The following is a 23,620-nucleotide window of genomic DNA, read 5'->3' as shown; positions in this document are numbered from 1 at the left end:
AGGTTGACACAGGGGATGCTGAGCGAGCCGACCGGTTCTGTCACCGGCGCGGGAGCGTTGCTCTCGATCCTTCGGGACGGCCAGGCCCGGACCAGGGCCGAGCTCGTGCAGCTGACAGGGCTGGCCCGATCCACGGTCTCGCAGCGCCTGGACGCGCTGCTGACGCACCAGTGGATCGTGCCCGCGACGGACGCGATCTCCTCCGGGGGGCGGCCCGCGACCGCCTTCGCCTTCAACCAGGGGGCCCGGGTGGTGGCGGCGGCCGATCTGGGGGCCACCCACGCCCGCGTCGCGGTCACCGATCTCGCTTCCAACGTGCTGGTCGAGCGGACCGCCGACCTGCCGATCGACCGCGGCCCCGAGAAGACGCTCGGCTGGCTGGTCGACACGCTCAAGGACCTGCTGGCCGAGACCGGCGGGCAGCTGTGCGGGGTCGGCGTGGGGCTGCCGGGGCCGGTCGAGCACATCAGCGGGCGGCCGGTGAACCCGCCGATAATGCCGGGCTGGGATGGCTTCCCCGTGCCCGAGTGGCTGGGCTCACGGCTGGGCGCGCCGGTTCTGGTAGACAACGATGTCAACATCATGGCGCTGGGCGAGCACTGGGCCGCCCGGCCCGAGGTCGAGCATCTGGTCTTCGTGAAGATCGGCACCGGCATCGGCTGCGGGATCATCTCCGAGCGGCGGCTGCATCGCGGCGCGCAAGGGGCCGCGGGCGACATCGGGCACATCCGGGTCACCTCGGCCGCCGAGGTGATCTGCCGGTGCGGCAACGCCGGCTGCCTGGAGGCGGTCGCGGGCGGGGCCTCCATCGCCTCGCAGCTGCGCAACGCCGGGATCCACGCCGAGAACAGCCGGGACGTGGTGGGCCTGGTCCGGGCCGGGAACACCCAGGCCGTGCAGTTCATCCGGCAGGCCGGGCGGGAGATCGGCGACGTGCTGGCCTCCATCGTGAACTTCTTCAACCCGTCGGTGATAGTGATCGGCGGCGATATCGCGGAGGCGGGCGAGCACGTGCTGGCCGGGGTCCGCGAGGTCATCTACAGCCGATCGCTGCCGCTGGCCACCCAGCATCTGAGCATCAGGGCCACCGAGCTGGGCGACCGGGCGGGAGTGATCGGAGCGGCGGTCATGGTCATCGAGGCGGTGCTCGCGCCGGAGGCGGTGGATCTGGTCGTCAACAGCTGAGAGCGCTCTCTAAGCTGCGATAACAGGCCCTTGACGCATCGGCAACATAGTCGCAACAATGTGGGCGAACGCCCTCATCCTGGCTGCCGTGGCACGTTTGGCCAGGGTAAGAGAGCGCTCCCTCATTGGCGCGTTCGGCGCACGCGTCCGGTTCCGAAAGGATCGTCGTGCGCCCATTGCCCCGCCTGTTATCCCGCTTACTCCTGTCCCTGTCACTCATCGTGGCCGGGATCACCGTCGCCTCTCCCCCCGCCTTCGCCGCTCCCGACTTCACCGTCCTGGTCTTCTCCAAGACCGCCGGATTCCGGCACAGCTCCATCGGCCCGGGCATCACCGCGATCCAGCAGCTCGGCACCGCCAACAACTTCGCGGTCGAGGCCACCGAGGACGCGGCCCAGTTCACCGACGCCAACCTGGCCAGGTTCAAGGCCGTCATCTGGCTGTCCACCACCGGTGACGTGCTCCCCTCCACCCAGCAGGCCGCCTTCGAGCGCTACATCGAGGCCGGCGGCGGCTACGTCGGCATCCACGCCGCCTCCGACACCGAATACGACTGGCCCTGGTACGGCCAGCTCGTCGGCGCCTACTTCGCCTCCCACCCCGCCCCCCAGCAGGCCACGGTGAAGGTCGCCGACCGCTTCCACCCGTCCACCGCGCACCTGCCGCAGCGCTGGAGCCGGTTCGACGAGTGGTACAACTACCAGGCCAACCCGCGCGGCAAGGTGCACGTGCTGGCCACCCTGGACGAGACCACCTACACCGGCGGCGGCAACGGCTTCGACCACCCCATCGCCTGGTGCCACAACTACGACGGCGGGCGCTCCTGGTACACCGGCGGCGGCCACACCGACGAGTCCTACGCCGAGGCCAACTTCCGGCAGCACCTGCTCGGCGGCATCAGGACCGCCGCGGGATTCGTGGCCGGGGAGTGCGGCGGCACCGTCAACAGCAACTTCCAGCAGGTCGCGCTGGCCAAGGGCGTCGACGAGGTGGGCGAGCCGATGAGCCTGACCGTGCTGCCCGACGGCGCGGTCTTCCACACCGCGCGCAACGGCACGGTCCGCTACACCGACAACGCCGGCAACACCAAGGTCGCCGGGACCCTCGCCGTCTACAGCCACGACGAGGAGGGCCTGCAGGGCATCGCGGCCGACCCCGGCTACGCCACCAACCGGTGGATCTACCTGTTCTACGCCCCGCCGTTGAGCACGCCGGGCGGTGACGCGCCCAGCACCGGGACCGCCGCCGACTTCGCGCCGTTCAACGGGGTCAACCGCCTGTCCCGGTTCACCGTACGGGCCGACAACACGATCGACCCCGCCAGCGAGCGGACCGTGCTCGACGTGCCCACCAGCCGCGGCATGTGCTGCCACGTCGGCGGCGACATCGACTTCGACTCGGCGGGCAACCTCTACCTGTCCACCGGCGACGACACCAACCCGTTCGACTCGGCCGGATACGCGCCGATCGACGAGCGGGCCGGCCGCAACCCGGCCTACGACGCGCAGCGCTCCTCGGCCAACAGCAACGACCTGCGCGGCAAGGTGCTGCGGATCAAGCCGACCGCGTCCGGGAGCCCGGCCTACACGATCCCGCCGGGCAACATGTTCGCGCCGGGGACCGCGCAGACGCGGCCCGAGATCTACGCGATGGGCTTCCGCAACCCGTTCCGGATGAGCGTCGACAAGGGCACCGGGATCGTCTACCTGGGCGACTACGGGCCTGACGCGGGCACCGCCGATCCGAACCGGGGGCCGGCCGGGCAGGTGGAGTTCGCGCGGATCACCCAGCCGGGGTTCTATGGCTGGCCGTACTGCTCGAGCTTCAACGACGCGTACAACAAGTACACCTTCCCGTCCGGTCCTTCTGGCGCCAAGTACAACTGCGCGGGCGGGCCGACCAACAACTCACCCAACAACTCCGGCATCACCACGCTGCCGCCGTCGCAGCGCGGCTGGATCCCCTACACCGGCTCCACCCCGCCCGAGTTCGGCGGCGGCGGCCTGTCGCCGATGGGCGGCCCGGTCTACCGCTACGACCCGGCCTCGACCTCGCCGATCGCGTTCCCGCGCTACTACGACGGCACCTTCTTCGCCGGTGAGTTCGGCCGCCGGTGGATCAAGAACGTGGTCGTGGACAGCGCCGGGGCGCCGCTCGCGATCAACCCGTTCCCGTGGACGGGCACCCAGGTCATGGACATGGAGTTCGGCAAGAACGGCGCGCTCTACGTGCTGGACTACGGCACCGGGTGGTTCAACGGCGACGCCAACTCCGGCCTCTACCGGATCGAGTACGCCCGCAACGGCCAGGCCCCCGCGCCGGTCGTGACCGCCAACCGGACCTCCGGGCTCGCGCCGCTCGCGGTGACGTTCTCCTCGGCCGGCACGGTCGACCCCGACGGTGACCCGATCACCTACGCGTGGGACTTCGACGGCAACGGCTCCACCGATTCGACGGCGGCCAACCCGTCCTTCACGTACACCACGAACGGCACCTACAGCGCGACGCTGACCGCGCGGGACAGCACCGGGAAGACCGGCACGGCCAGCGTGGTCATCACGGTCGGCAACAACGCGCCGACGGTGACCATCCAGGCGCCGCTGGACGGCCGGGTGTTCTCCTTCGGCGACGCCATCCCGTTCCAGGTGACCGTGACCGACCCACAGGACGGCACGATCAACTGCGCCCGGGTGAAGGTCAGCTACATCCTCGGCCACGACTCGCACGGCCACCCGGTGACCAGCGCCAACGGCTGCACCGGCACCCTGCAGACCACCGCCGACGGCGAGCACGACACGGCGGCCAACATCTTCGGCGTGATCGACGCCGAATACACCGACAACGGCGGCGGCGGCCAGGGCGCGCTCACCACGCACGCGCAGGCCATCATCCAGCCCAAGATCCGGCAGGCCGAGCACTTCGGCGCGATGAGCGGCGTGCAGATCAGCGCGCCGGCCTCGGCCAACGGCGGCCGGGCGGTCGGGTTCATCGAGAACAACGACTGGATCTCGTTCAAGCCGTACAACCTGACCGGGGTGACCTCGTTCACCGCGCGGGTCGGCGCCCCGACGGCGGGCAACACGCTGGAGTTCCGGGTCGGCTCGCCGACCGGCCAGCTGGTCGGCTCGGCGACGGTTCCGGCCACCGGCGGGTACGCGGTCTTCCAGAACGTGACCGGCACGATCACCCCACCGGCGGGCACCCAGGAACTGTTCCTGGTCTTCAAGGGCACCGGCTCCGGCCTGTACGACATCGACGAGTTCACCTTCAACACCGGCCCCGTCGTGTCGCCCTCGCCCTCACCTTCGCCTTCCCCCTCCCCGTCGCCGTCTCCCCCGACCGGCACCAACCTGGCCCTGAACAAGCCGGTGACGGTCACCAGCACCGAGGCCGCCTACGTCGGCTCCAACGCGGTCGACGGCTCCGCCACCACCCGCTGGGCCAGCGCCTTCAGCGACCCGCAGTCGATCACGGTCGATCTCGGCCAGTCCTACAGCATCAACCGCGTCCGCCTGAACTGGGAGACCGCCTACGGCTCCGCCTACCAGATCCAGACCTCGGCCGACGGCACCACGTTCAGCACGATCAAGACGGTCACCGGCGAGAACGGCGGCATCGACGACCACACCGGCCTGACCGGAACGGCGAGATACGTCCGGATCCTCGGCACCACCCGCGCCACCGCGTGGGGCTACTCCCTCTGGGAGTTCGAGGTGTACGGCTCCGGCGGCCCGCCCGCTCCCACCAACGTGGCCCTGAACAAGCCCGCCGTCGCCTCCAGCGTCGAAAGCGCCGAGTTCCCGGCCGCCAACGCGGTGGACGCCTCGGCCACCACCCGCTGGTCCAGCGCCTTCTCGGACCCGCAGTGGATCCAGGTGGACCTGGGCCAGACCTACACCATCAGCAGGGTACGGCTGACCTGGGAGGCGGCCTACGGCTCGGCCTACCAGATCCAGACCTCCCCCAACGGCACGACCTGGTCGACGATCAAGACGGTCACCGGTGAGAACGGCGGCGTCGACGACCACACCGGCTTGTCGAACTCCGCGAGATACGTCCGCATCAACGGCACCGCCAGAGCCACGGCCTGGGGCTACTCCCTCTTCGCCTTCGAGGTCTATGGCAGCTGACCGATGACGCAAGAGCCCCGGTCACCCCCCACGGCCGGGGCTCTTTGCTTAGTGGCTGTCCTGGGGTGGTCTTCGAAGGCAACCACCTCAGGGATGGGGACGCGCCCGTGCAGCCAGTCCAGTCGCAGGTGCTCAGGCCTGGCGAGAGGGCCGTGCTTGACGTAGAAGACCTTCGATCCCGAGATGACCCGCAGGGCCGTACCACTGGCTCCTTCGTCGTTACCGGCCGGCGGCGGACAAGACGACGTCGGCGAGCCGCTCGGCCGCGTCCGGCCGGCCCTGGGCACGCGCGCGGTCGGCGATCTGCGCGCGTAGGGCGGGGTCGGCCAGCAGCGGGGCCACCGCCTCGCGCAGGGCGTCTGGGGTGGCCTCGTCAAGGAGCGCGACGGCCGCGCCGACGGCGGCGAGGTGGCGGGCGTTGTGTGCCTGCTCACCACCCGCGGAGTTGGCGAGGGGGATGAATACCGCGGCCTTGCCCAGCGCGGTCACCTCGGCGATCGTCCCGGCACCGCTGCGGGAGATCAGCACATCGGCCAACGCGAGCACGTCAGGAAGTTCGGCCCCGACGAAGGCGGTCAGGTGGTAGCGGGCAGCCAGCTCGGGCGGGAGAGTGGCGGCGCGCTGGCGGGTTTCGTCGAGGGTTGCCGTCCCGGCCTGGTGGATGACGTTGGCGTGGGCGAGCAGCCACGGCAGGACGGCTTGGACGAGGGTGTTGATCTGCTGAGATCCCTGGGCTCCGCCCGTGACGTACACCGTGGGCAGGGACAGGTCGAAGGCGTGCAGCCCCAGCGCCTCCAGCGCCCTGCTCGGCTGGCCGGTCAGTAGTTCGGGGCGGACGGGATTGCCGGTGACGACGACCGCTCCGCGGGCGGTCACCGACTCGGGGATCAGGTCCAGCGTCGACGGTGCGGAGACCGCCATGGTGGTGGCGGCCCGCGCCAGGATCCGGTTGGCCAGGCCAAGCCGTACGGTCTGCTCGTGCACGACCAGGGGGCGGCCGCACATCTTCGCGGCCAGGCCGACGGGGATGGCGACATAGCCGCCCGTGGCGAGCACGACGTCCGGGCCGAAGCCGGCGATGATACGGCGGGCCTGGGCGACCCCGAGTGGGACGCGTCCCATGTCCTTGATGTTCGATGGGGAGACGAGCTTGAGAGGGTTCGCGGAGCGGCGGATCTTGCCGGTGGCTACCGCGGCGAAGGGGATGCGCTGTTCGACGGCGACCCGGGCCTCCAGGCCACCGTGCGTGCCGACCCAGATCACCGTGAGCTCCTGCCCTTCGGCGGCAAGGCGGGCCTGCAGGGTCCGCACGACGGTCAGCGCGGGGTAGGTGTGGCCGCCGGTGCCGCCGCCTGTCACGATCAGGCGAAGCGGCCGGTCAGCGCGGGGCGGCGGACCGCTGAGGGCGTCGCGGGACATGGAGGGCGTCCTGTCTGATTGAAGCGAACCACGCCTAGGAACAGAGCGAGTTACGGACGATAGCAGGCACGTCGGGCTACCCGGCTTTCCTTGTACGCAGGATGGTCGAGCCGGTCGTGAGCGTCCGGGGGGCGGTGGGAGATGATGGAGGTCGGACGGGTGCGGTACTAGGCCGGGCGGGGGCTGAGGCCATGGCTGGGCTGGAACGTATGCTGACGGGGTTGCTGGATGCCAGCCATCTGATCTCGCTGGAGCGGCTGCCTGAGCTGGTGGCCGAATATGGGGCCCAGGCGGATCTTGGTGGGGCGCTGATCTATCTGGCCGACCTTCAGCAGGCCGTCCTGAGCCTGCTGGCGGCTTCCGGCACGCCCGCCCTCGCCGCGGAGGGGCAGAGCGCCGAGTTGCGGATCGATGCCACCCTGGCCGGGCGCGCGTTCCAGGAGGTCAGGGCGCTGCCGCAGAACGGCGGCGGGGAGCGGCAGCACTGGTGGGTGCCGCTGCTTGACGGGACGGAACGGCTAGGCGTGATGCGGGTGACCGCCGCCGGGGCGGAACTGCCGGATGCCGCCAGGTACCTGGCGGCGCTGGTGGCGCTGCTGCTGGTCAGCCAGCGCGCGCACAGCGACACCTATGCCCGGCTGGTGCGAACCCGGGCGATGAACGTGGCCGCCGAGATGCAGTGGCGGTTGGTTCCCCCGCTCACGTTCGCCACCCCGGAGGTGACGGTCAGCGGGGTCATCGAGCCGGCCTACGAGGTCGGCGGGGACGTCTTCGACTACGCCCTGTCCGGTGACACGATGCACCTGGCGGTCTTCGACGCGATGGGCCACGACGTCTCGGCGGGGCTGACCGCGAGTCTGGCCATGGCCGCCTGCCGGAACCATCGTCGCCAGGGTATGGACCCGGCCGCCAACAGCGAGGCGATCGAACGCACCCTGATCAGCGAGTTCGGGCCGGGCACCCGGTTCGTCACCGCGGTCATCGCCGAGCTCGACCTGCGCACCGGGCAGCTCACCTGGATCAGCCGTGGCCATCCGCCGCCGGTGCTGATCCGCAGCGGGCGGTGGAGCACCTCGCTGGACTGCTCGGCGGCCCATCCGCTCGGCCTGGACCTGGGCGTGCCCGTCACGGTGTGCACGGAGCAGCTGGAGCCCGGTGACCGGCTGCTGATCTACACCGACGGCATCGTCGAGGCGGGCGCCGCGCAGGGCCGCGAGTTCGGGCTGGCGCGTTTCGTGGACTTCATCATCAAGCACACCAGTGCCGGCCTGCCGGTGCCGGAGACCCTGCGCCGCCTGATCACCAGCATCCTCGCCTACCATGACGGCCAGCTGAACGACGATGCCACCGTGTTGCTGACCGAATGGCACGGGATCGCGGCCGAGCCGCTGGCTTCTCCCGTGTGATGGTATTTCCCTCATATCAGGTAGGAAATATTGACTTAGCGCAGGCCGCTGGTTAGCGTGCTGAGTATGAGCAAGGACCTGTACCTGACGCGGCGTGTGCACGTGGATCACGGGCACGTCGCCAGCGCCCAGTGTTGCCGCCGCGACTGATCGCTCCGACCCCCTTCAATCGCGTGCGTACAGGAAACCCAAATGAACAACTTCAGGAAAGTCCTTGTGTCCGGAGTCTTAGCCGTGGCCCTCGCGGGGTGCGGGAGTTCCGGCGGAGACGAGGTCACCGAGCTGCGGTATCAGGGCAGTGTCGGGGCCGTTACCCTTCCCGAGTTGGCCGAGGAGCTCGGCTATCTCGCTCCCATCAAGCTCAAGTGGATCGGCAACACGATCAGCGGGCCGCAGGATATTCAGTCGGCGGCGACCGGGGAAACGGATTTTGGCGGCGCGTTCAATGGGGCGGTCGTCAAGCTTCGGGCCAGTGGGGCGCCGATCAAGGCGGTCGTCAGTTATTACGGCAGTGACCAGGACACCTTCAGCGGGTTCTGGGTGACGGAGGACAGTCCGATCAAGGGTCCGCGGGATCTTCTCGGGAAGAAGATCGGCGTCAATACGCTCGGGGCGCATGCCGAGGCGGTGATCAAGGAGTATCTCAAGCGGGGTGGGCTCACGCCTGAGGAGGTCAAGCAGGTCGAGCTGGTGGTGGTGCCGCCGGTCAACACTGAGCAGGGGCTGCGTGGCGGGCAGATCGACGTGGGCGCGCTGACCGGCGTGCTGCGGGACAAGGCGCTGGAGCGGGGTGGCATCCGGCTGCTGTTCAGCGACACCGAACTGCTCGGGCCCTTCAACGCCGGGACGTACGTGCTGCGCGAGGACTTCATCGCGCAGAATCCGGTGGCGGCCAAGAAGTTCGGCGAAGGCGTCGCGAAGGCGATCGAGTGGACCCGCGAGCACAGCCGCGACGAAATTATCGCGAAATTTCGGGATATCGCGGCTAGGCGTGGGCGGAATGAGGACGTCTCGGCCATCGGGTACTGGAAGAGCTTCGGCGTCTCCTCCAAGGGCGGCCTGATCGCCGACCGGGAGTTCCAGACGTGGATCGACTGGCTGGAGCGTGAGGGTGAGCTCAAGCCGGGTCAGGTGAAGGTCGGCGATGTGTACACCAACCAGTTCAATCCGTACGCGACCGGGAGCGTCAAGTGAACAAGATCACGATCCGGGGTGTGGGGAAGGCCTTTCAGGTGCGCGGCGAGGGGCGGCCGTTCGCCGCGCTTGAGGGGATAGATCTGGATGTCCGGGCCGGGGAGTTCCTCACCCTGGTCGGGCCCAGCGGCTGCGGCAAGTCGACGCTGCTCGATCTGATCGCGGGGCTGACCACGCCGACGAGCGGGACGCTGCAGCTGGACGGCCGGCCGATCAACGGGCCCGGGCTCGATCGTGGCGTCGTCTTTCAGCAGTACGCGCTGTTTCCCTGGCGTACGGCGCAGGCCAACATCGAGTTCGGGTTGGAGGCGAAAGCCGTACCGGGGAAGGAGCGGGAGGAGCGGGCGCGGCACTTTCTCGATCTGGTCGGGTTGGGCGGGTTCGCAGATCGGTATCCGCATGAGCTTTCCGGGGGGATGCGGCAGCGGGTGGCCATCGCGCGCAGCCTCGCGTTCGATCCCGAGGTGCTGCTGATGGACGAGCCGTTCGCGGCGCTCGACGCGCAGACGCGGGAGTCGCTGCAGGAAGAGCTGCTGAGCATCTGGGAGAAGACCGGCAAGACCATCGTCTTCATCACGCACGGCATCGACGAGGCCGTGTACCTGGGGCAGCGGGTGGCGATCATGACCTCGCGGCCGGGGCGGATCAAGCAGATCATCGACGTCACGTTCGACTCCCGGGCCGGGGATCTGCGCGCTGATCCGCGATTCGGTGAATACCGCCATCACATCTGGACGCTGCTGCGCGACGAGGTCGCCGCGGCCCGCCGGGACGAGGTGCTCTCCGTTGGCTGACAACAAGGGCACCGCCCTCGCCACAGAATCCACCCCGAGTCCCGAAAAATCCGAGCAATTTCCCGGGGACGTGCACTGGTACGACCTGCCTGACGATGACGCGGATCCAGCGGAGGAGGCCGAGCCGGAAGGGACGCCGGTCTCTGGTGACACCCGCCTCAGGCGAGTGATCCGGAAGGTCAGCTCGCTGGGACGGCGGTCGGCCGCCGTGGCGCTGTTGCTGGTCGTCTGGGAGACGTTGCCGCGCCTGGGCGTCGTCGACCGGGTGTTCCTGCCGCCGCTGTCCGAGGTGGTGAGCGCCTGGTATGACCTGGCTCTCAAGGGCGAACTCGGCGAGCACGTGGGCGCCTCGCTCGGGCGGTCGCTGGCCGGATTCGTGCTGGCGATCGTCACCGTGATCCCGCTCGGGCTGCTGATCGGCTGGTACAAACCGGTCGCCGACTTCCTCACGCCTCTGCTCGAACTCTTCCGGAACACCAGCGCGGTCGCCCTGCTGCCGGTGTTCACGCTGATCCTCGGCCTGGGCGAGACCGCGAAAATCACCTTCGTCCTGTACGCCTGCGCCTGGCCGATCCTGCTCAACACGATCAGCGGTGTGAAGACCGTCGACGCGCTCCTGATCAAATCCGCGCGGTCGATGGGCCTGGGGCCGCTGCGGCTCTTCCAGAAAGTGATCCTTCCGGCCGCCGTTCCGACCATCTTCACGGGGGTTCGGCTGGCCGGGGCGTACTCGATTCTCGTGCTGCTCTTCGCCGAGATGGTCGGGGCGAAAGCGGGCCTCGGCTACCTGATCAACGCCGCTCAGTTCAACTTCCGCATCCCGGACATGTACGCCGGAATCATCACCATTTCCTTGCTCGGATTGTTGTTCAACCAGCTGCTCGTCACGTTGGAGCGGCGCTTCTCGACCTGGAGGACGACGTGAGCCCCCGCCGGCTTCATCTCAACGCGTTCCTGATGGGTGTGGGTCACCACGAGGCGGCCTGGCGGCATCCTCGGACCGAACCCGCGCTGGTCACCGATGTCAAACACTTCCAGAACCTGGCCAGGATCGCCGAGCGGGGGAAGCTCGATTCGGTCTTCCTGGCCGACGGGGTTGCCTTGTGGGGAAATGTCCGGCACAACGCGCTCGGCGGGCTGGAGCCGCTGACGCTGCTGTCGGCCATCGCCGCCGTCACCGAGCACGTCGGGCTGATCGCGACCGCGTCCACGACCTACAACGAGCCGTTCCATCTGGCGCGCAAGTTCGCGTCGCTGGATCACATCAGCAACGGGCGGGCCGGGTGGAACATCGTCACCTCGGCGAGCGAGGCCGAAGCCCACAATTTCGGGATCGAACGACCGGCGCATCGGGATCGATACGCGCGTGCCGATGAGTTCCTCGATGTGGTCACCAAATTGTGGGACAGCTGGGAGGACGATGCGGTCGTCAAGGATCGGGAGAGCGGCATCTACGCCGATACCGACAAGATTCACGCGGTCGAGCATTCCGGGCCGCATTTCGCCGTCAAGGGTCCGCTCAACACCCAGCGGCCGCCGCAGGGGCACCCGCTGATCGTGCAGGCGGGGTCCTCGCCGGACGGCAAGGATTTCGCCGCCCGGCATGCGGAGGCCGTCTTCACCGCGCAGCAGACCCTGGCCGAAGGGCAGGAGTTCTACGCGGACATCAAGGCTCGGGCGATCGCCGCCGGACGCAGGCCTGAGGACATCGTGATTCTTCCTGGTATTTCGCCCATCATCGGGAGCACCGAGCGGGAAGCACTTCGGTTGGAGCGCGAACTCGAGGAGCTGATCATTCCGGCGTACGGCGTGGCGCAGCTGTCCACCATTCTCGGGGTCGATCTGTCCGACCATCCGCTGGACGAACCGTTGCCGGAAATATCACCAGAAACCGAGGGGCAGCAGAGCCGGGTCAAGTTGGTGCTCGATCTGGCTTCGCGGGACAATCTCACTCTTCGGCAGCTGATCGCCCGATTGGCGGGTGGGCGCGGGCATCGTGTCCTGGCCGGGACCCCGGAGCTGATCGCCGATCAGATCCAGGAATGGTTCGAGCAGGGCGCGGCCGACGGCTTCAACATCATGCCGCCGGTGCTCCCCAGCGGGCTGGCCGACTTCGTCGATCATGTCGTGCCCGTGCTCCAGGCGCGTGGTCTGTTCCGGTACGAATACGAGGGCCGTACGCTCCGCGAGAACTACGGCCTGGCCCGTCCGGCGAACCGTTACGCGGAACTGGCGGTGGTCTGATGAGCATCGTGACCGTGGTCGGCAACCCGCGCAGCGGCTCCCGTACGCTGACCGTCGCCACCAAGCCGCCGAAACGGTCGCCAACCGGCTGGGGGTCGAGGCGGGCGACGTCGTGGACCTGTCAGGGCTGGCTCCTGCCCTGTTCTCCCCAGAACCTTCGCCGGGCGTTGAGGTCGCGCTGGAACTCCTTCTCGACGCGTCGATCCTCGTCGTGGCCAGCCCGACCTACAAAGGCACCTACACCGGGCTTCTCAAGTCCTTTCTCGACAAACTCCCCAGCCAAGCGCTCGCCGGGAAGGTCGCCCTGCCGCTCCTGGTCCTGGGCGATCCGAAACACTCCCTGGCCGTCGAAGTCCACTTCCGCCCGCTCCTGGTCGAGTTGGGCGCGGCCGTCCCCACTCCCGGCTTGGTCGTCCTGGAGTCACGCATCCCGGACCTGGACGAACTTCTCGCCGCCTGGGCGAACACGGTGATACCGCAACTGACTAGACCTACGGAGGTTCTCACATGACCGCCGCCCCCGACGAGCAACCTCCCGCCAGCCACCTTCGACTGGTGTCCGTTCCGCAGCAGGGTGGCCGCGGCAGGAAGTTCCGGCGTGTCGGTAAGGAAGAGGAACCCCACGTTCCGGTCGGATCCGAGGAAGTCCGGCCCGCCGGTGGGGAGGTTCCGATCGGGCCTGAGGAGTTCCGGCAGGCGCTGGCGGCCCACGCGGCGGGAGTCGTCGTGGTCACGGCGCAACCGGACGGCGAGCCGGTCGGGCTGACCGCGACCTCCTTCACCTCGGTCAGCCTTGCTCCGCCGCTGGTCTCCTTCTATGTCGATCAGGCTTCCACCACCTGGCCCGCCCTCAGCAAAGCCGAGTATTTCGCGGTGAACGTGCTCGCCAGCCATCAGGTGGAGCTGGCCGCGAGGTTCGCGCGTAAAGGCGTGGACCGGTTCGCCGCGCCGACCCGATGGTCACCCGGTCTGGCGGACGTTCCGTTACTCGAAGAGGTCTCCGGCCATCTCGTCTGCCGGGCCCACCACACCAGCGAGGTAGGCGACCACATCCTGGTGGTCGGTCTCGTGGTGGCCGCCGCCGGCGGCGATGGGCGCCCACTTCTTTACCACCAAGGCCGATTCGGAGATTTCCAACCGCGCTAGATGCCGTGGTTGTCCCACCCACCCAGCCCGTTTGATTCCACTCGGGCTCCGCCCGACCCCGCCATCGCCGTGGTTCCCGGGGACGAAACAACAGCCATGGGTGTCGTGGTTCTCCCACCCACCGCTCCTTGGGCTCCGCCCGCCCCGCCAAGGCCGTGTCGGAGAACCGGTATCAGGCCAGGCGGGCGGTGCCTCGGCCGATGGCTAGGGGGAGGTCGAGCATGGTGCGGATGCCTGGTGGTGCGGCGCAGACCGATGCGATCGAGTTGACCGCGTGGGCTGCGGCGCCCGCCAGGCCGTGGCTGACCTCGTCGATGGTGAGGGCGATGGTCGGGCGGCCTTCGATGTGGATGGCGAAGCCGGGGTCGGCCCAGCGGCGGACCTTGGTGGCGTCGGCCTTGTAGACGCATTCGACGGTCATGAAGGGGCGGCCGCGGATCAGGCCGCTGAAGGTCCAGCGGGAGGCGCAGACGGTGTCGGGGAGGACGGTTCCGGCGGCGATCTCGAACTCTTCGGTGGCCAGTTCGAACTCGTCGCTCTCCTCGATCTCGTCGAGTCGTACATTCAGGGCGGTGGTGACGAGCTGCACGCTTTCCGCGAAGAGGGCGCGCTGGAACGCCCGGAACGGGCGGACGGCGGCGGCGTAATCCTTGGCGGAGCGGGTGAAGCCGATCAGGTCGGTGACGATCTGGCGGGACGGGTGGCCGCGGTAGTCGGAGGATTCGCGGACGTAGATGTGGTCCAGGCGGGAGGAGAGGCCGGTCAGGGCCAGCGGGAGGAGGTCGCTGACGAAACCGGGGTTGATGCCGGTGCCGTGGAGCGTCGTGCCGCCTTCCGCGCAGGCGGCTTCGAGGCGTTCGACCACGCCGGGGCCGTACGCGGCGGGGTAGACGAAGCCGGTCGTGGTGATGACGTTCTTGCCCGAGGACAGCAGGGTGCAGATCGTCTCGACGTCGGTGGCGTGGTCGCCGCCGAAGTACGACGCGGGGAGCGGCATGTGCAGGACGCAGTCGGCGTCCAGGGACAGGATCTGTTCCACGTCGTCAGTGCAGGTCACGCCGACCGGATCCAGGCCGATCAGCGAGCCTGCGTCGACGCCCACCTTGTCCGGGTCGTAGACGAGCACGCCGACGAGCTCGAATTCCGGCCGGGTGATGACGCTGCGCAGAGCGTAGCCGCCTACTGCTCCGGTGGCCCATTGGACCACGCGCAGACGGGGCATGCAGAGCCTCCAGACTGGGTTATGGCCGCGCCTCCGGGCGCGACGGGCTTGGCCGCTGGGGAGCCAAGCCGGGCGGAGGGCATGCTGGGGAGGGGTGTCGCCGGTAGCCCCACGCCCTGGCGAAGCCGAAACTATAGCAGGAATTTACTCGTCCGATCACTATCCGCAACGACCCATTTGTGGGCCCCAGAGCTCTTGATAGGGTTCAGCCTGACTAGAATCTTGTTCTCTTCGCGGAGGGTGGGCGCATGTCCGAGCTCAGATTCGACGGGAAAGTCGCGGTCGTCACCGGTTCCGGGCACGGGCTCGGGCGGGCGCACGCGCTGCTGCTGGCCGAACGCGGGGCCGCGGTCGTCGTCAACGATCTGGGCGGCGCGCTGGACGGCTCAGGCGCGTCCGCGGGCCCCGCGGCCGAGGTCGTCGAGCTCATCACCAAGAACGGCGGCAAGGCGGTCGCGAACGCCGACAACGTGGCCACCCCCGAGGGCGCGGAGGCGATCGTGCGGGCCGCCGTCGACACGTTCGGGCGGTTGGACGTGGTCGTCAACAACGCCGGGATCCTGCGCGACAAGTCGCTGGGCAAGATGTCGGTCGAGGAGTTCGACAGCGTGCTCGCCGTACACGTCCGCGGTTCGTTCCTGGTCAGCCGGGCGGCCTTCCCGCACATGAAGGAGCAGGCCTACGGCCGGATCGTCAACACCTCCTCCCCCGCCGGCCTGTTCGGCAACTTCGGCCAGGCCAACTACTCCACGGCCAAGATGGGCCTGGTCGGCCTGACCAAGACCCTCGGCATCGAAGGCGCCCGCGCCAACATCAAGGCCAACGCGATCGCCCCCATCGCCTGGACCCGCATGACCGAGGCCCTCCTCCCCGCCGAATTCGAAGCCAAATTCACCGTCGACGCGATCAGCCCCCTGGTCGCGTTCCTCGCCCACGAATCCTGCGAAACCTCCGGCGAGGTCTTCAGCGTCGGCGGCGGCCGAGTCGCCCGCGTATTCGTCGCCGAGGGCCCCGGCTGGCGCACCGACGACCTCACGATGGAATCCATCCGCGACAACTGGGACACCATCATGACCGAACAGCCGTACCTCCAGCCGACGACTCTCGGCCAGCAGGCGACCGCCTCAATGCAGGCGATGCTTTAGCGAGCCAGGTTCGGACATGCGTCAAATCCACCGCATAACCAGCATCAGTGCGGAGGATTTGGTGCATGGGACAAGCACGCTGCGGATCTGGCTGCTCACCGCGGCACACCAGCAAGGCCGCCCTCTCGATCGCCGCACATGTATCAAATCCATCCCCTCGCCCGCCTCCATGGGTTGGATTTGATACGGATGAGCAGGGGGCGGCCCCTGTTAACGATCAGCCTGGTACGGATGCGTCAACGTCATGGGGGTGCGAGCTACCTCTAGGGCTTGTTCGGGGAAGTGCGGACCGGCTATGTACATGCGGGCACGGGTGCGTCCGACGGGAGTGAGGACCTCGGAGGTCACGAGGTCGCGCAGGTCACGCTGGGCCTGTTGCAAGCTCAGGCCTTCGGCGCTTTCGTAGCGGGAGCGGCGGACGCGGCCGAACATCGCGACGTCGTAGAGGGCGGAGACGATTCGTTCGTCGGTGGCGGTGGTTTCGGCGAAGTCGGAGAGGACTCCCCAGACGACGCGGGATCGGTCGACGCGGCCTTGAACCGTTTGGGCCTGCTGGTGGTAAGCGGTCAGGTTGAAGCGGATCCAGTCGGTCACGTCCTGGTCGGGGAGGTAGCGGGGACCGCGCAGGGCGAGTTCGCGGTAGTACTCCCAGGTGTTCCGTGGGCGCCCGAGCCAGGCTTCGATAGAGGAGAACTCCGGGGCCAGAACACCCTCACGCGCGATCACCAGGGTCTGCAAAGAGCGCGACATACGGCCGTTTCCGTCCGCCCAGGGGTGAATGGAAACCAGATGCAGGTGGGCCATCGCTGCTCGGACCAGGGCATGTGAGCCGTCGTCGGTGTTCAGCCAGTCGACCAGTTCGGCCATGAGGGCTGGAACTTCTTCCGCGTCTGGTCCCGTGTAGGCGGCGATGCCGGGATCGCGCGGGTCGGTGACGTAGACGGGGCTCCTGCGCCACTGTCCCGCCGGTTTGCGGATGCTGTGACGGTGGCCCTGCAGCATCCAGTGCAGCCCGTTTAGCAGCCCATTGCTGTAGAAGAAGTCCGTCGCGTCGTGGAATGTCTGGATGTAGGTCATCATCCGCTGGTACGCGAGAGTCTCTTCTCGATTCACCTCCGAGACCTCGACGTCGCGTTCCCCGTCCATGAGATCTTCCACATCCACCGTGGACACGTGGAAGCCCTCAATGGAGTTGGAGGCGGCGATGGCATCGGCGGTCAGGAATTGCCGGAGGCGTTGTGTCCATTTTGTGGGCTCACCGGTCAGTTTGTCGTGCCGGGCATTGATGTCCACGATTACCTGATGGTCCTCACGAGTGAGGACAGGCGTAGGGAAGAGCACATACGGATGATGTATTGACGCGATCGCCGCGGCAAAGCGATAAGCGCGGGCGGCGGCACGGGCGGTTCCCGCGCTTTCACGTATTCGGTCGTACGACCAGAATGTGAACCTCATCGTCATAGATCGTGAACTTCACGATCAGTTCCGACGTGTGGAACTCGTACGCTTCCGGAATGTAGGGATCGGGCACCGCGTCTCGTGGGGGGATGGGGCCCGTCGCCAGTTCCGCGACCAGAGTTCTCAGCATGCCCTTGAGCTCCTTGGGGAGCGCTTCGGCGTCTGCCCGCGTCGGAGGCGCCCAGATGACGGCGCGGATGATCACTAGTCGTTCAGCCCCAGGAACTCGTTCAGCTTGGCTTCAAGCTCTTCGCGGCTGTCGGCTGTGATCGTGACGCTGCCCTCAGGTTGCGCCTCGCCACGCCTCTTGCGTTCCACGGAGTCAGTGGTGATGCGGCGGTCTTCCTCGTCCTGGAGGCGCTTCAGCTCCTCCTTCATCCGCGCGTAGTCCTCTGCCGCGATCATGACGACTTCTGGCTTACCGTGGCGAGTGATGGTCACGGGCCGGTGCGCATGGTGCACCTGCGCGACCAGGACGCCCAACGTCTCGCGGGCCTCCTGCAGCGCGATCTTCTCCATGGCTCGATTGTAGCGAGCGAACCTTAAGGTTCTAGAGGTCCTTACGGTTTGGGCTCTGTTCAGCGGATGCGGTGCCAGAGGTCGGGTTCGCCTGGGGTGCGGCTCAGTTTGCCGTCGAGTTCTAGCCAGACCAGGTGGGCGAGGGTCTCGTTGTTGGCGGAGCGCTGCATGAATGGGGGGATCGTCTCCCAGGGGCGGGACCAGGTGAGTTGGGAGGCCAGGTCCCAGCAGGTCATGCCGTCGGACTCGCCGACGGTGGTGGCGACCTCGGCCAGGCGGTCCTCGTGGTGGCCGACGACGTAGTTGACGCGGTCGGCGAGGTCGGTGAAGCGGTATTCGTGGGCGGGGAGGACCTCGGCGATGTCGAGCTTGGCGATCGTGCGGAGGGCGTCGAGGTAGTCGGCTAGGGGGTTGGGGGCGGATTGGGGGTGTACGGCGACGATTGGGGTGATCTTGGAGAGGACGTGGTCGCCGGAGAAGAGGAGGCGGCGGGTGGGTTCCACGAAGCAGAGGTGGCCTGGGGAGTGGCCGGGGGTCCAGCGGGCCTGGAGGTTCCAGCCGGGGATGTCGAGGTGCTGGCCGTCTTCGATCAGGCGGTCGGGGACGGCCATGGTGACCAGGTGTCTGATCATCATGGAGGCGCCGGCGAGTTCCTGGGCGGTGAGGTCGGGGACGCCGCAGCGGCGCAGGAGCGCGCCCTCGCGGGCGACCAGGTCGTCGATGGCCGACTCGTCGTAGCGGTCGTGGACGAGGGCGGCGTCGGCGGGGTGGAGGCCGATCCAGGCGCCGGTGTTCTCACGGATGCGTCCGGCCAGGCCGTAGTGGTCGGGGTGGATGTGGGTGACCAGGACGGCCTGGATGTCGGTGATCTGGTATCCGGCGGTGGCCAGTCCGGCGGCCAGCGCGTCGTACGCCTCGTCGGTGTTCCAGCCGGCGTCGATGATCGTGACGCCGCCGGGGTGTTCGAGGGCGTAAACCAGGACGTAGCGGAGAGGGTTGATCGGGATCGGCACCGGGATCGACCAGAGGCCGGGGCGGACCTGCTCGACGTCGGGGAGTCGTTTGTCGAGCCAGGCATCCCGTTGGGAGGGGTTCGCGGGTTTCGCCAATTTGGTCACGCCGTCGATTGTGCCTCGTCGGCAGAACATCGTTCTATTCGGGGGGCGGGAAGGCGTACGTACAGGAGGGCCAGCAGGAGCATGACGGCGGCGCAGACGGCCCAGGCCCAGGCGACGCCGCTGGTGGCGGCGAGGGCGCCGAGGGCGACGGCGGAGAGGGTGCCGCCCGCTTGGAGCAGGAGCGAATTCACGGAGAGTACGGTCGCGCGCAGGCCGGAGACGACGCGGCGATGGAGGAGTTCCATGCGGATGACCTCGCTCAGAGCTAGGGCCGCGAAGATGAGGATGTATCCGGATCCGGCGCCGATCATGCCGGCGGCTCCGGCCAGGGCGACCGAAGCCGCGAGGCCGCCCACGGCCAGTGCGGTCGCGATCGTTCCGGCTATCGCGGCCCGTTCCGAGGTGGCGAAACGCCGTGCGAACCAGGGCGCCAGCGATCCGCCCGCGGCGTTCGCGGCGAAACCGACCGCGGCGACGAGCGCGTAGGCGGTGCTGCCGGTCTCCACTCCCCCGGTCAGTACGGCCAGCCGTCCCGGCGTCAACATCTCGATCGTGTTCAGCATCACCCCAAGACCGGCTGAAACCAGCAGCAACCGCCCGACCCCGCGATCCCGGACGGCCACCCCGAATCCGGACCGTATGGCCAGGGGAACGCCGTGCAACACCGTCCCCAGCGACGCCTTGGGTCCCCGCGCGGGTTCCCGCAGCACCACCAGGGCGACCACGAGCAGGACGACTCCCGCACCGGCCCCCGCCCAGATCGGCACCGCCAGCGACTCCCCCGGCACTATCAGCGGCAGCAATCCCCCGGCCAGCACGCCGCCACACAACGCGACCGAAGCCGCCACCGACCCTGCCGCCAGCCCCGGCTTGAGATCCGCCTCCGGCCCTTCGGCCTCGTGCAACGCGTCCACGAACCAGGCCTCGACCGGTCCGCTCGACAGCGCCCTGGCTATGCCCTTGAGCACCATCGCCACCACGAACATCGTCGTGGACGTCGCCAACGCGAGCACGCTCAGCCCTGCCACGGTGAACACCGCCGACGCCACGACGACCATCCGCCGCCCGATCACGTCGGCTAATCCCCCCGTGGGCAGTTCCAGCGCCATCACGGTCAGCCCGTAAACGGAGAACACCACTCCGATCTCCGCCAACTCCACCCCACGCGAGGTCATCAGCAGAACCTGCGGAGCCATCATCAGCCCAGCGGGCAACCAGGCCAGAAAGGACACGAGAACAAAACGCCTTCGAATCGAACGGGGGGACATCTGAATCACCTCTTGGGATTCACCGGGACGATTCCGGATGTCTGGGGTACGCGCCCATGTACACGTGGACCTGTTCCGCGTCGATCGCTGCCTCGTCGTGTTCCTCCATTTCGGCGATCAGCGCCGTCACGCGTTCGTACAGCGCCATGACGGATGCGGGTGTGAGGCGCGCCATGTGGTCGGACATTCCGGCGGCCTCGATCCAGGCGTTGCTCCACGTGTCGTGTTCGCGGTGGAACGTGTCGATAGAAGAGGTCATGACCTCCAGCTGGCGATGGCGCATGAACGCGGCCGCCTCGCGCCCCTCGGGCGTTGTGGAGAGTTCGGCGTTGCTCCAGGAGGTGTAGCGGTGGCGGGCACGCCAGCGGCGTTCGCGGCGGTCTCGGGGGGCGGGGTCCTCTTCTGTGAAGCCGAAGCGGGCGAGTTGGCGCAGGTGGTAGCTGGTGGCGCCGGAGCTCTCGCCCAACCGGGCGGCCAGCTCGGTGGCGGTTGCGGGGCCGTCGTTGCGGAGGGCGCCTAGGAGGCGGACGCGGAGGGGGTGGGCGACGGCTTTCAGGGTGCGCGGATCGCTGACGTGGTAGACCTCGTCCATATCGCAAAGATACCTTTGCAAATACTTCTTTGCAATCGTGAAACTTTCATGCCAGCCGACGGGATATCGCCCGGTCACCGTAGGTCGCGGCCCGGGACTCGTTGACTCGGGGGAAACGTGTTGGAAACATCAATGGACTCACAGTAATGGGAGCGCTCCCACATCCTCCTGGCACGTCGCCGACGCCCCGCAACCGAGGTGCACCTTGAAACCAGCCGAAGCGAAGAACCCAGCCCGCAGAAGACGCCTCGCCGCATTCGCCGCGATGGCACTCATCGTCGCCGGAATGACCCCCACCGCCGCACACGCCGAAGGCCCCGAACAGATCTCCAACGGCACCTTCGACACCACCACCGCCCCCTGGTGGAACACCGGCAACCTCACGGTCGGCATCACCAACGGGCAGCTGTGCACCGACGTCCCCGGCGGCACCACCAACCCCTGGGACGCGATCATCGGCCTCGACAACATCCCCCTGGTCGCCGGCGAGACCTACGCCTACACCTTCTTCGCCACCGCCACCCCCGCCAGAGTCGCCCGCGCCCTGATCCAACTCCCGGTGGACCCGTTCACCTCATACCTGACCGCCAACCCAGAGCTGAGCGTCTCCGGCAACACCTACACCTACACGTTCACCTCCCCCGTCGACCTCCCCACCGGCCAGGTCGCCTTCCAGCTCGGCGGCAGCGCCACCCCGTGGCGGTTCTGCCTGGACAACGTCTCCCTCACCGGCGGCGCCGAGCCCGAGGTGTACGTCCCCGACACCGGCCCCCGCGTCCGCGTCAACCAGGTCGCCTACCTCCCCAAGGGCCCCAAGAACGCCACCGTCGTCACCACCGCGACCACCGCGCTCCCCTGGCAGCTCAAGAACTCCGGCGGCACCGTGGTCGCCCACGGCCAGACCACCCCGCGCGGCGTGGACGCCTCCTCCGGCCAGAACGTGCACTCGATCAACTTCGGCTCGTACACCAAAGCGGGCACCGGCTACACCCTGACCGCCGACGGCGAGACCAGCCGCCCGTTCGACCTCTCGGCCACCGCCTACGACCAGCTCAAACTGGACGCGCTGAAGTTCTACTACACCCAGCGCAGCGGCATCGCGATCGACGACGCCCTCCGCCCGGGGTACGGCCGCCCCGCCGGTCACGTCGGCACGGCCCCCAACCAGGGCGACACCAACGTCCCCTGCCAGCCGGGCGTCTGCGACTACTCCCTGGACGTCTCCGGCGGCTGGTACGACGCGGGCGACCACGGCAAGTACGTCGTCAACGGCGGCATCTCCGCCTGGCAGGTGATGAGCACCTTCGAGCGCACCAAGAACGCCGCCACCGCCGAGACCATCGGCGGCCTGAACATCCCGGAGAGCGCCAACCAGGTCCCCGACGTGCTGGACGAGGCCCGCTGGGAGCAGGAGTTCCTGCTGAAGATGCAGCGCCCCGACGGCATGGTCCACCACAAGATCCACGACCAGAACTGGACCGGCCTGCCGCTGCTGCCGCACCTGGACCCGCAGCTGCGCGAACTGCACCCGGTCTCCACCGCCGCCACCCTCAACCTGGCCGCCACCGCCGCCCAGGCCGCCCGCCTGTTCGCCCCGTACGACGCGACATTCGCCGCGAAGAACCTCACAGCGGCGAAGAAGGCATGGACGGCCGCCAAGGCCAACCCCGCCGTGCTGGCCTCCCCCGCCGACGGCAACGGCGGCGGCGCCTACAACGACGACACCGTCACCGACGAGTTCTACTGGGCGGCCGCCGAGCTCTACATCAGCACTGGCGAGAAGGAATACAAGGACTACATCCTGGCCTCCCCGCTGCACTCCGCCGACGTCTGGCGCGAGCGCGGCTTCGACTGGGCCGCCACCGCCCAGCTGGGCCGCCTCGACCTGGCCACCGTCCCGAACGCGCTCCCCGGCCGCGCGGCCGTGCGCGCCTCGGTCCTGGCCGGCGCCGACAAGTACCTGGCCACCCTGAAGGCCCACCCGTACGGCCTGCCGTACGCCCCCGCCGACAACGTCTTCGACTGGGGTTCCAACAACCTCGTGCTCAACAACATGGCCGTCATGGCCGCCGCGTACGACATCAGCGGCCAGAAGAAGTACCTGGACGGCGTCCTGGAGGGCATCGACTACATCCTCGGCCGCAACGCCCTCAACCAGTCGTACGTGACCGGCTACGGCGAGGTCGCCTCCAAGAACCAGCACAGCCGCTGGTACTCCCGCCAGCTCAACCCCGACCTGCCCAACCCGCCGCGCGGCACCCTGTCCGGCGGCCCGAACTCCTCCATCCAGGACCCGGTCGCCCAGACCAAGCTGCAGGGCTGCAAGCCGCAGTTCTGCTACATCGACGACATCGAGTCCTGGTCCACCAACGAGCTGACCATCAACTGGAACTCGCCGCTCTCCCAGATCTCGACGTTCATCGCCGACCAGGGTGACGGCTCGGTCACCACCCCCGGCAAGTGCGACGTCGACTACAAGATCCTCGGCTCGGTCCCGCAGGGCTTCGCCGCCGAGGTGTCGATCAAGAACACCGGTTCCAGCACGATCAACGGCTGGTCGCTCACGTGGTCCTTCCTCGGCGGCCAGAAAGTCCTCGCCGCCATCGGGGCCGACCACAGCCAAAGCGGCGCGACCGTGACCGCCAAGAACATCTCCCTCAACAAACAGATCAAGCCGGGCAAGACAGTGAAGTTGGGCTTCGTCGCCAAGAGCGCCCCCGGCGCGAACCCGGTTCCCGACCTGATCACGCTGAACGGAGCCGCTTGTAAGTAAAAGGGCC

General features: G+C 68.1%; 19 protein-coding genes. 11 read left to right on the top strand and 8 right to left on the bottom strand.

From position 1 onward, the window contains the following. Positions 1-15 precede the first annotated feature (15 nt). Positions 16-1,185, top strand: coding sequence for an ROK family protein (locus tag ABGB08_RS20165; protein ID WP_347592611.1), 1,170 nt, complete (start codon positions 16-18; stop codon positions 1,183-1,185). A 167-nt stretch (positions 1,186-1,352) separates the two neighbouring features. Beyond that, positions 1,353-5,315, top strand: a complete 3,963-nt coding sequence (locus ABGB08_RS20160) for a ThuA domain-containing protein (protein WP_347592446.1) — start codon at positions 1,353-1,355, stop codon at positions 5,313-5,315. Positions 5,316-5,534: 219 nt separating this feature from the next. Here the strand turns inward: ABGB08_RS20160 and ABGB08_RS20155 are convergent, their stop codons facing one another. After that, complete coding sequence (locus ABGB08_RS20155) at positions 5,535-6,734, bottom strand: UDP-N-acetylglucosamine--N-acetylmuramyl-(pentapeptide) pyrophosphoryl-undecaprenol N-acetylglucosamine transferase (protein WP_347592444.1); 1,200 nt, start codon at positions 6,732-6,734, stop codon at positions 5,535-5,537. A 221-nt stretch (positions 6,735-6,955) separates the two neighbouring features. Here ABGB08_RS20155 and ABGB08_RS20150 point away from each other — a divergent pair, with 221 nt between their 5' ends. The 7 genes from ABGB08_RS20150 (at position 6,956) to ABGB08_RS20120 (ending at position 13,518) form a co-directional block, all read left to right on the top strand. After that, entirely contained in the window at positions 6,956-8,140 is a 1,185-nt protein-coding gene (locus tag ABGB08_RS20150; protein WP_347592442.1) for a PP2C family protein-serine/threonine phosphatase, read from the top strand. 192 nt (positions 8,141-8,332) lie between these two features. Beyond that, positions 8,333-9,334 (top strand): ABC transporter substrate-binding protein, encoded by a 1,002-nt coding sequence (locus ABGB08_RS20145; protein ID WP_347592440.1) that lies wholly within the window; start codon positions 8,333-8,335, stop codon positions 9,332-9,334. After that, positions 9,331-10,128: an ABC transporter ATP-binding protein gene (locus ABGB08_RS20140; protein WP_347592438.1), complete on the top strand. Its 798-nt coding sequence runs from the start codon at positions 9,331-9,333 to the stop codon at positions 10,126-10,128. Before ABGB08_RS20145 ends, ABGB08_RS20140 begins: the two co-directional genes overlap by 4 nt. Continuing rightward, a complete protein-coding gene (locus ABGB08_RS20135; protein WP_347592436.1) occupies positions 10,121-11,053 on the top strand; it encodes an ABC transporter permease in 933 nt (310 codons plus the stop codon). The genes ABGB08_RS20140 and ABGB08_RS20135 overlap by 8 nt, the downstream gene beginning before the upstream one ends. Further along, complete coding sequence (locus tag ABGB08_RS20130) at positions 11,050-12,372, top strand: LLM class flavin-dependent oxidoreductase (protein ID WP_347592434.1); 1,323 nt, start codon at positions 11,050-11,052, stop codon at positions 12,370-12,372. Before ABGB08_RS20135 ends, ABGB08_RS20130 begins: the two co-directional genes overlap by 4 nt. Positions 12,373-12,484: 112 nt before the next feature. Next, positions 12,485-12,883 carry an NAD(P)H-dependent oxidoreductase gene (locus tag ABGB08_RS20125; protein WP_347592432.1) on the top strand — a complete coding sequence of 133 codons (399 nt, stop codon included), beginning with the start codon at positions 12,485-12,487 and terminating at the stop codon, positions 12,881-12,883. Beyond that, complete coding sequence (locus ABGB08_RS20120) at positions 12,880-13,518, top strand: flavin reductase family protein (RefSeq protein ID WP_347592430.1); 639 nt, start codon at positions 12,880-12,882, stop codon at positions 13,516-13,518. The genes ABGB08_RS20125 and ABGB08_RS20120 overlap by 4 nt, the downstream gene beginning before the upstream one ends. Positions 13,519-13,690: 172 nt before the next feature. Here ABGB08_RS20120 and ABGB08_RS20115 read toward each other — a convergent pair whose 3' ends face one another. Then, positions 13,691-14,740, bottom strand: coding sequence for a dihydrodipicolinate reductase (locus ABGB08_RS20115; protein ID WP_347592428.1), 1,050 nt, complete (start codon positions 14,738-14,740; stop codon positions 13,691-13,693). A 248-nt stretch (positions 14,741-14,988) separates the two neighbouring features. On the opposite strand from ABGB08_RS20115, the gene ABGB08_RS20110 reads away from it, so the two are divergent. Continuing rightward, positions 14,989-15,885, top strand: coding sequence for an SDR family oxidoreductase (locus ABGB08_RS20110; RefSeq protein ID WP_347592426.1), 897 nt, complete (start codon positions 14,989-14,991; stop codon positions 15,883-15,885). Positions 15,886-16,095: 210 nt separating this feature from the next. Here ABGB08_RS20110 and ABGB08_RS20105 read toward each other — a convergent pair whose 3' ends face one another. The 6 genes from ABGB08_RS20105 to ABGB08_RS20080 form a co-directional block, all read right to left on the bottom strand. Further along, the gene (locus ABGB08_RS20105; RefSeq protein WP_347592424.1) at positions 16,096-17,178 is read right to left on the bottom strand and encodes a Fic family protein; all 1,083 of its coding nucleotides are present in this window, start codon (positions 17,176-17,178) and stop codon (positions 16,096-16,098) included. A 124-nt stretch (positions 17,179-17,302) separates the two neighbouring features. Next, positions 17,303-17,473 carry a hypothetical protein gene (locus tag ABGB08_RS20100; protein ID WP_347592422.1) on the bottom strand — a complete coding sequence of 57 codons (171 nt, stop codon included), beginning with the start codon at positions 17,471-17,473 and terminating at the stop codon, positions 17,303-17,305. A gap of 74 nt (positions 17,474-17,547) precedes the next feature. Further along, positions 17,548-17,862, bottom strand: a complete 315-nt coding sequence (locus ABGB08_RS20095) for a type II toxin-antitoxin system Phd/YefM family antitoxin (protein WP_347592420.1) — start codon at positions 17,860-17,862, stop codon at positions 17,548-17,550. Positions 17,863-17,921: 59 nt separating this feature from the next. Beyond that, positions 17,922-18,980: an MBL fold metallo-hydrolase gene (locus ABGB08_RS20090; protein ID WP_347592418.1), complete on the bottom strand. Its 1,059-nt coding sequence runs from the start codon at positions 18,978-18,980 to the stop codon at positions 17,922-17,924. Further along, positions 18,977-20,248 carry an MFS transporter gene (locus tag ABGB08_RS20085; RefSeq protein ID WP_347592416.1) on the bottom strand — a complete coding sequence of 424 codons (1,272 nt, stop codon included), beginning with the start codon at positions 20,246-20,248 and terminating at the stop codon, positions 18,977-18,979. Before ABGB08_RS20085 ends, ABGB08_RS20090 begins: the two co-directional genes overlap by 4 nt. Positions 20,249-20,267: 19 nt before the next feature. Continuing rightward, positions 20,268-20,840 (bottom strand): helix-turn-helix domain-containing protein, encoded by a 573-nt coding sequence (locus ABGB08_RS20080; protein ID WP_347592414.1) that lies wholly within the window; start codon positions 20,838-20,840, stop codon positions 20,268-20,270. A gap of 205 nt (positions 20,841-21,045) precedes the next feature. On the opposite strand from ABGB08_RS20080, the gene ABGB08_RS20075 reads away from it, so the two are divergent. Then, positions 21,046-23,613 carry a glycoside hydrolase family 9 protein gene (locus ABGB08_RS20075; protein ID WP_347592412.1) on the top strand — a complete coding sequence of 856 codons (2,568 nt, stop codon included), beginning with the start codon at positions 21,046-21,048 and terminating at the stop codon, positions 23,611-23,613. The last annotated feature ends 7 nt before the right edge of the window (positions 23,614-23,620 follow it).

Origin of the sequence: Acrocarpospora sp. B8E8, from assembly GCF_039871605.1 — a bacterium.
GTDB classification, from domain to species: domain Bacteria; phylum Actinomycetota; class Actinomycetes; order Streptosporangiales; family Streptosporangiaceae; genus Acrocarpospora; species Acrocarpospora macrocephala.
This window is presented reverse-complemented; position numbering and strand designations above follow the sequence as displayed.

Coding starts and splice junctions, on each gene's coding strand:
- ABGB08_RS20165 (WP_347592611.1), top strand. CDS start 16: ATGCTGAGCGAGCCGACCGGTTCTGTCACCGGCGCGGGAGCGTTGCTC.
- ABGB08_RS20155 (WP_347592444.1), bottom strand. CDS start 6,734: ATGTCCCGCGACGCCCTCAGCGGTCCGCCGCCCCGCGCTGACCGGCCG.
- ABGB08_RS20145 (WP_347592440.1), top strand. CDS start 8,333: ATGAACAACTTCAGGAAAGTCCTTGTGTCCGGAGTCTTAGCCGTGGCC.
- ABGB08_RS20120 (WP_347592430.1), top strand. CDS start 12,880: ATGACCGCCGCCCCCGACGAGCAACCTCCCGCCAGCCACCTTCGACTG.
- ABGB08_RS20115 (WP_347592428.1), bottom strand. CDS start 14,740: ATGCCCCGTCTGCGCGTGGTCCAATGGGCCACCGGAGCAGTAGGCGGC.
- ABGB08_RS20110 (WP_347592426.1), top strand. CDS start 14,989: ATGTCCGAGCTCAGATTCGACGGGAAAGTCGCGGTCGTCACCGGTTCC.
- ABGB08_RS20100 (WP_347592422.1), bottom strand. CDS start 17,473: ATGCTGAGAACTCTGGTCGCGGAACTGGCGACGGGCCCCATCCCCCCA.
- ABGB08_RS20095 (WP_347592420.1), bottom strand. CDS start 17,862: ATGGAGAAGATCGCGCTGCAGGAGGCCCGCGAGACGTTGGGCGTCCTG.
- ABGB08_RS20085 (WP_347592416.1), bottom strand. CDS start 20,248: ATGTCCCCCCGTTCGATTCGAAGGCGTTTTGTTCTCGTGTCCTTTCTG.
- ABGB08_RS20080 (WP_347592414.1), bottom strand. CDS start 20,840: ATGGACGAGGTCTACCACGTCAGCGATCCGCGCACCCTGAAAGCCGTC.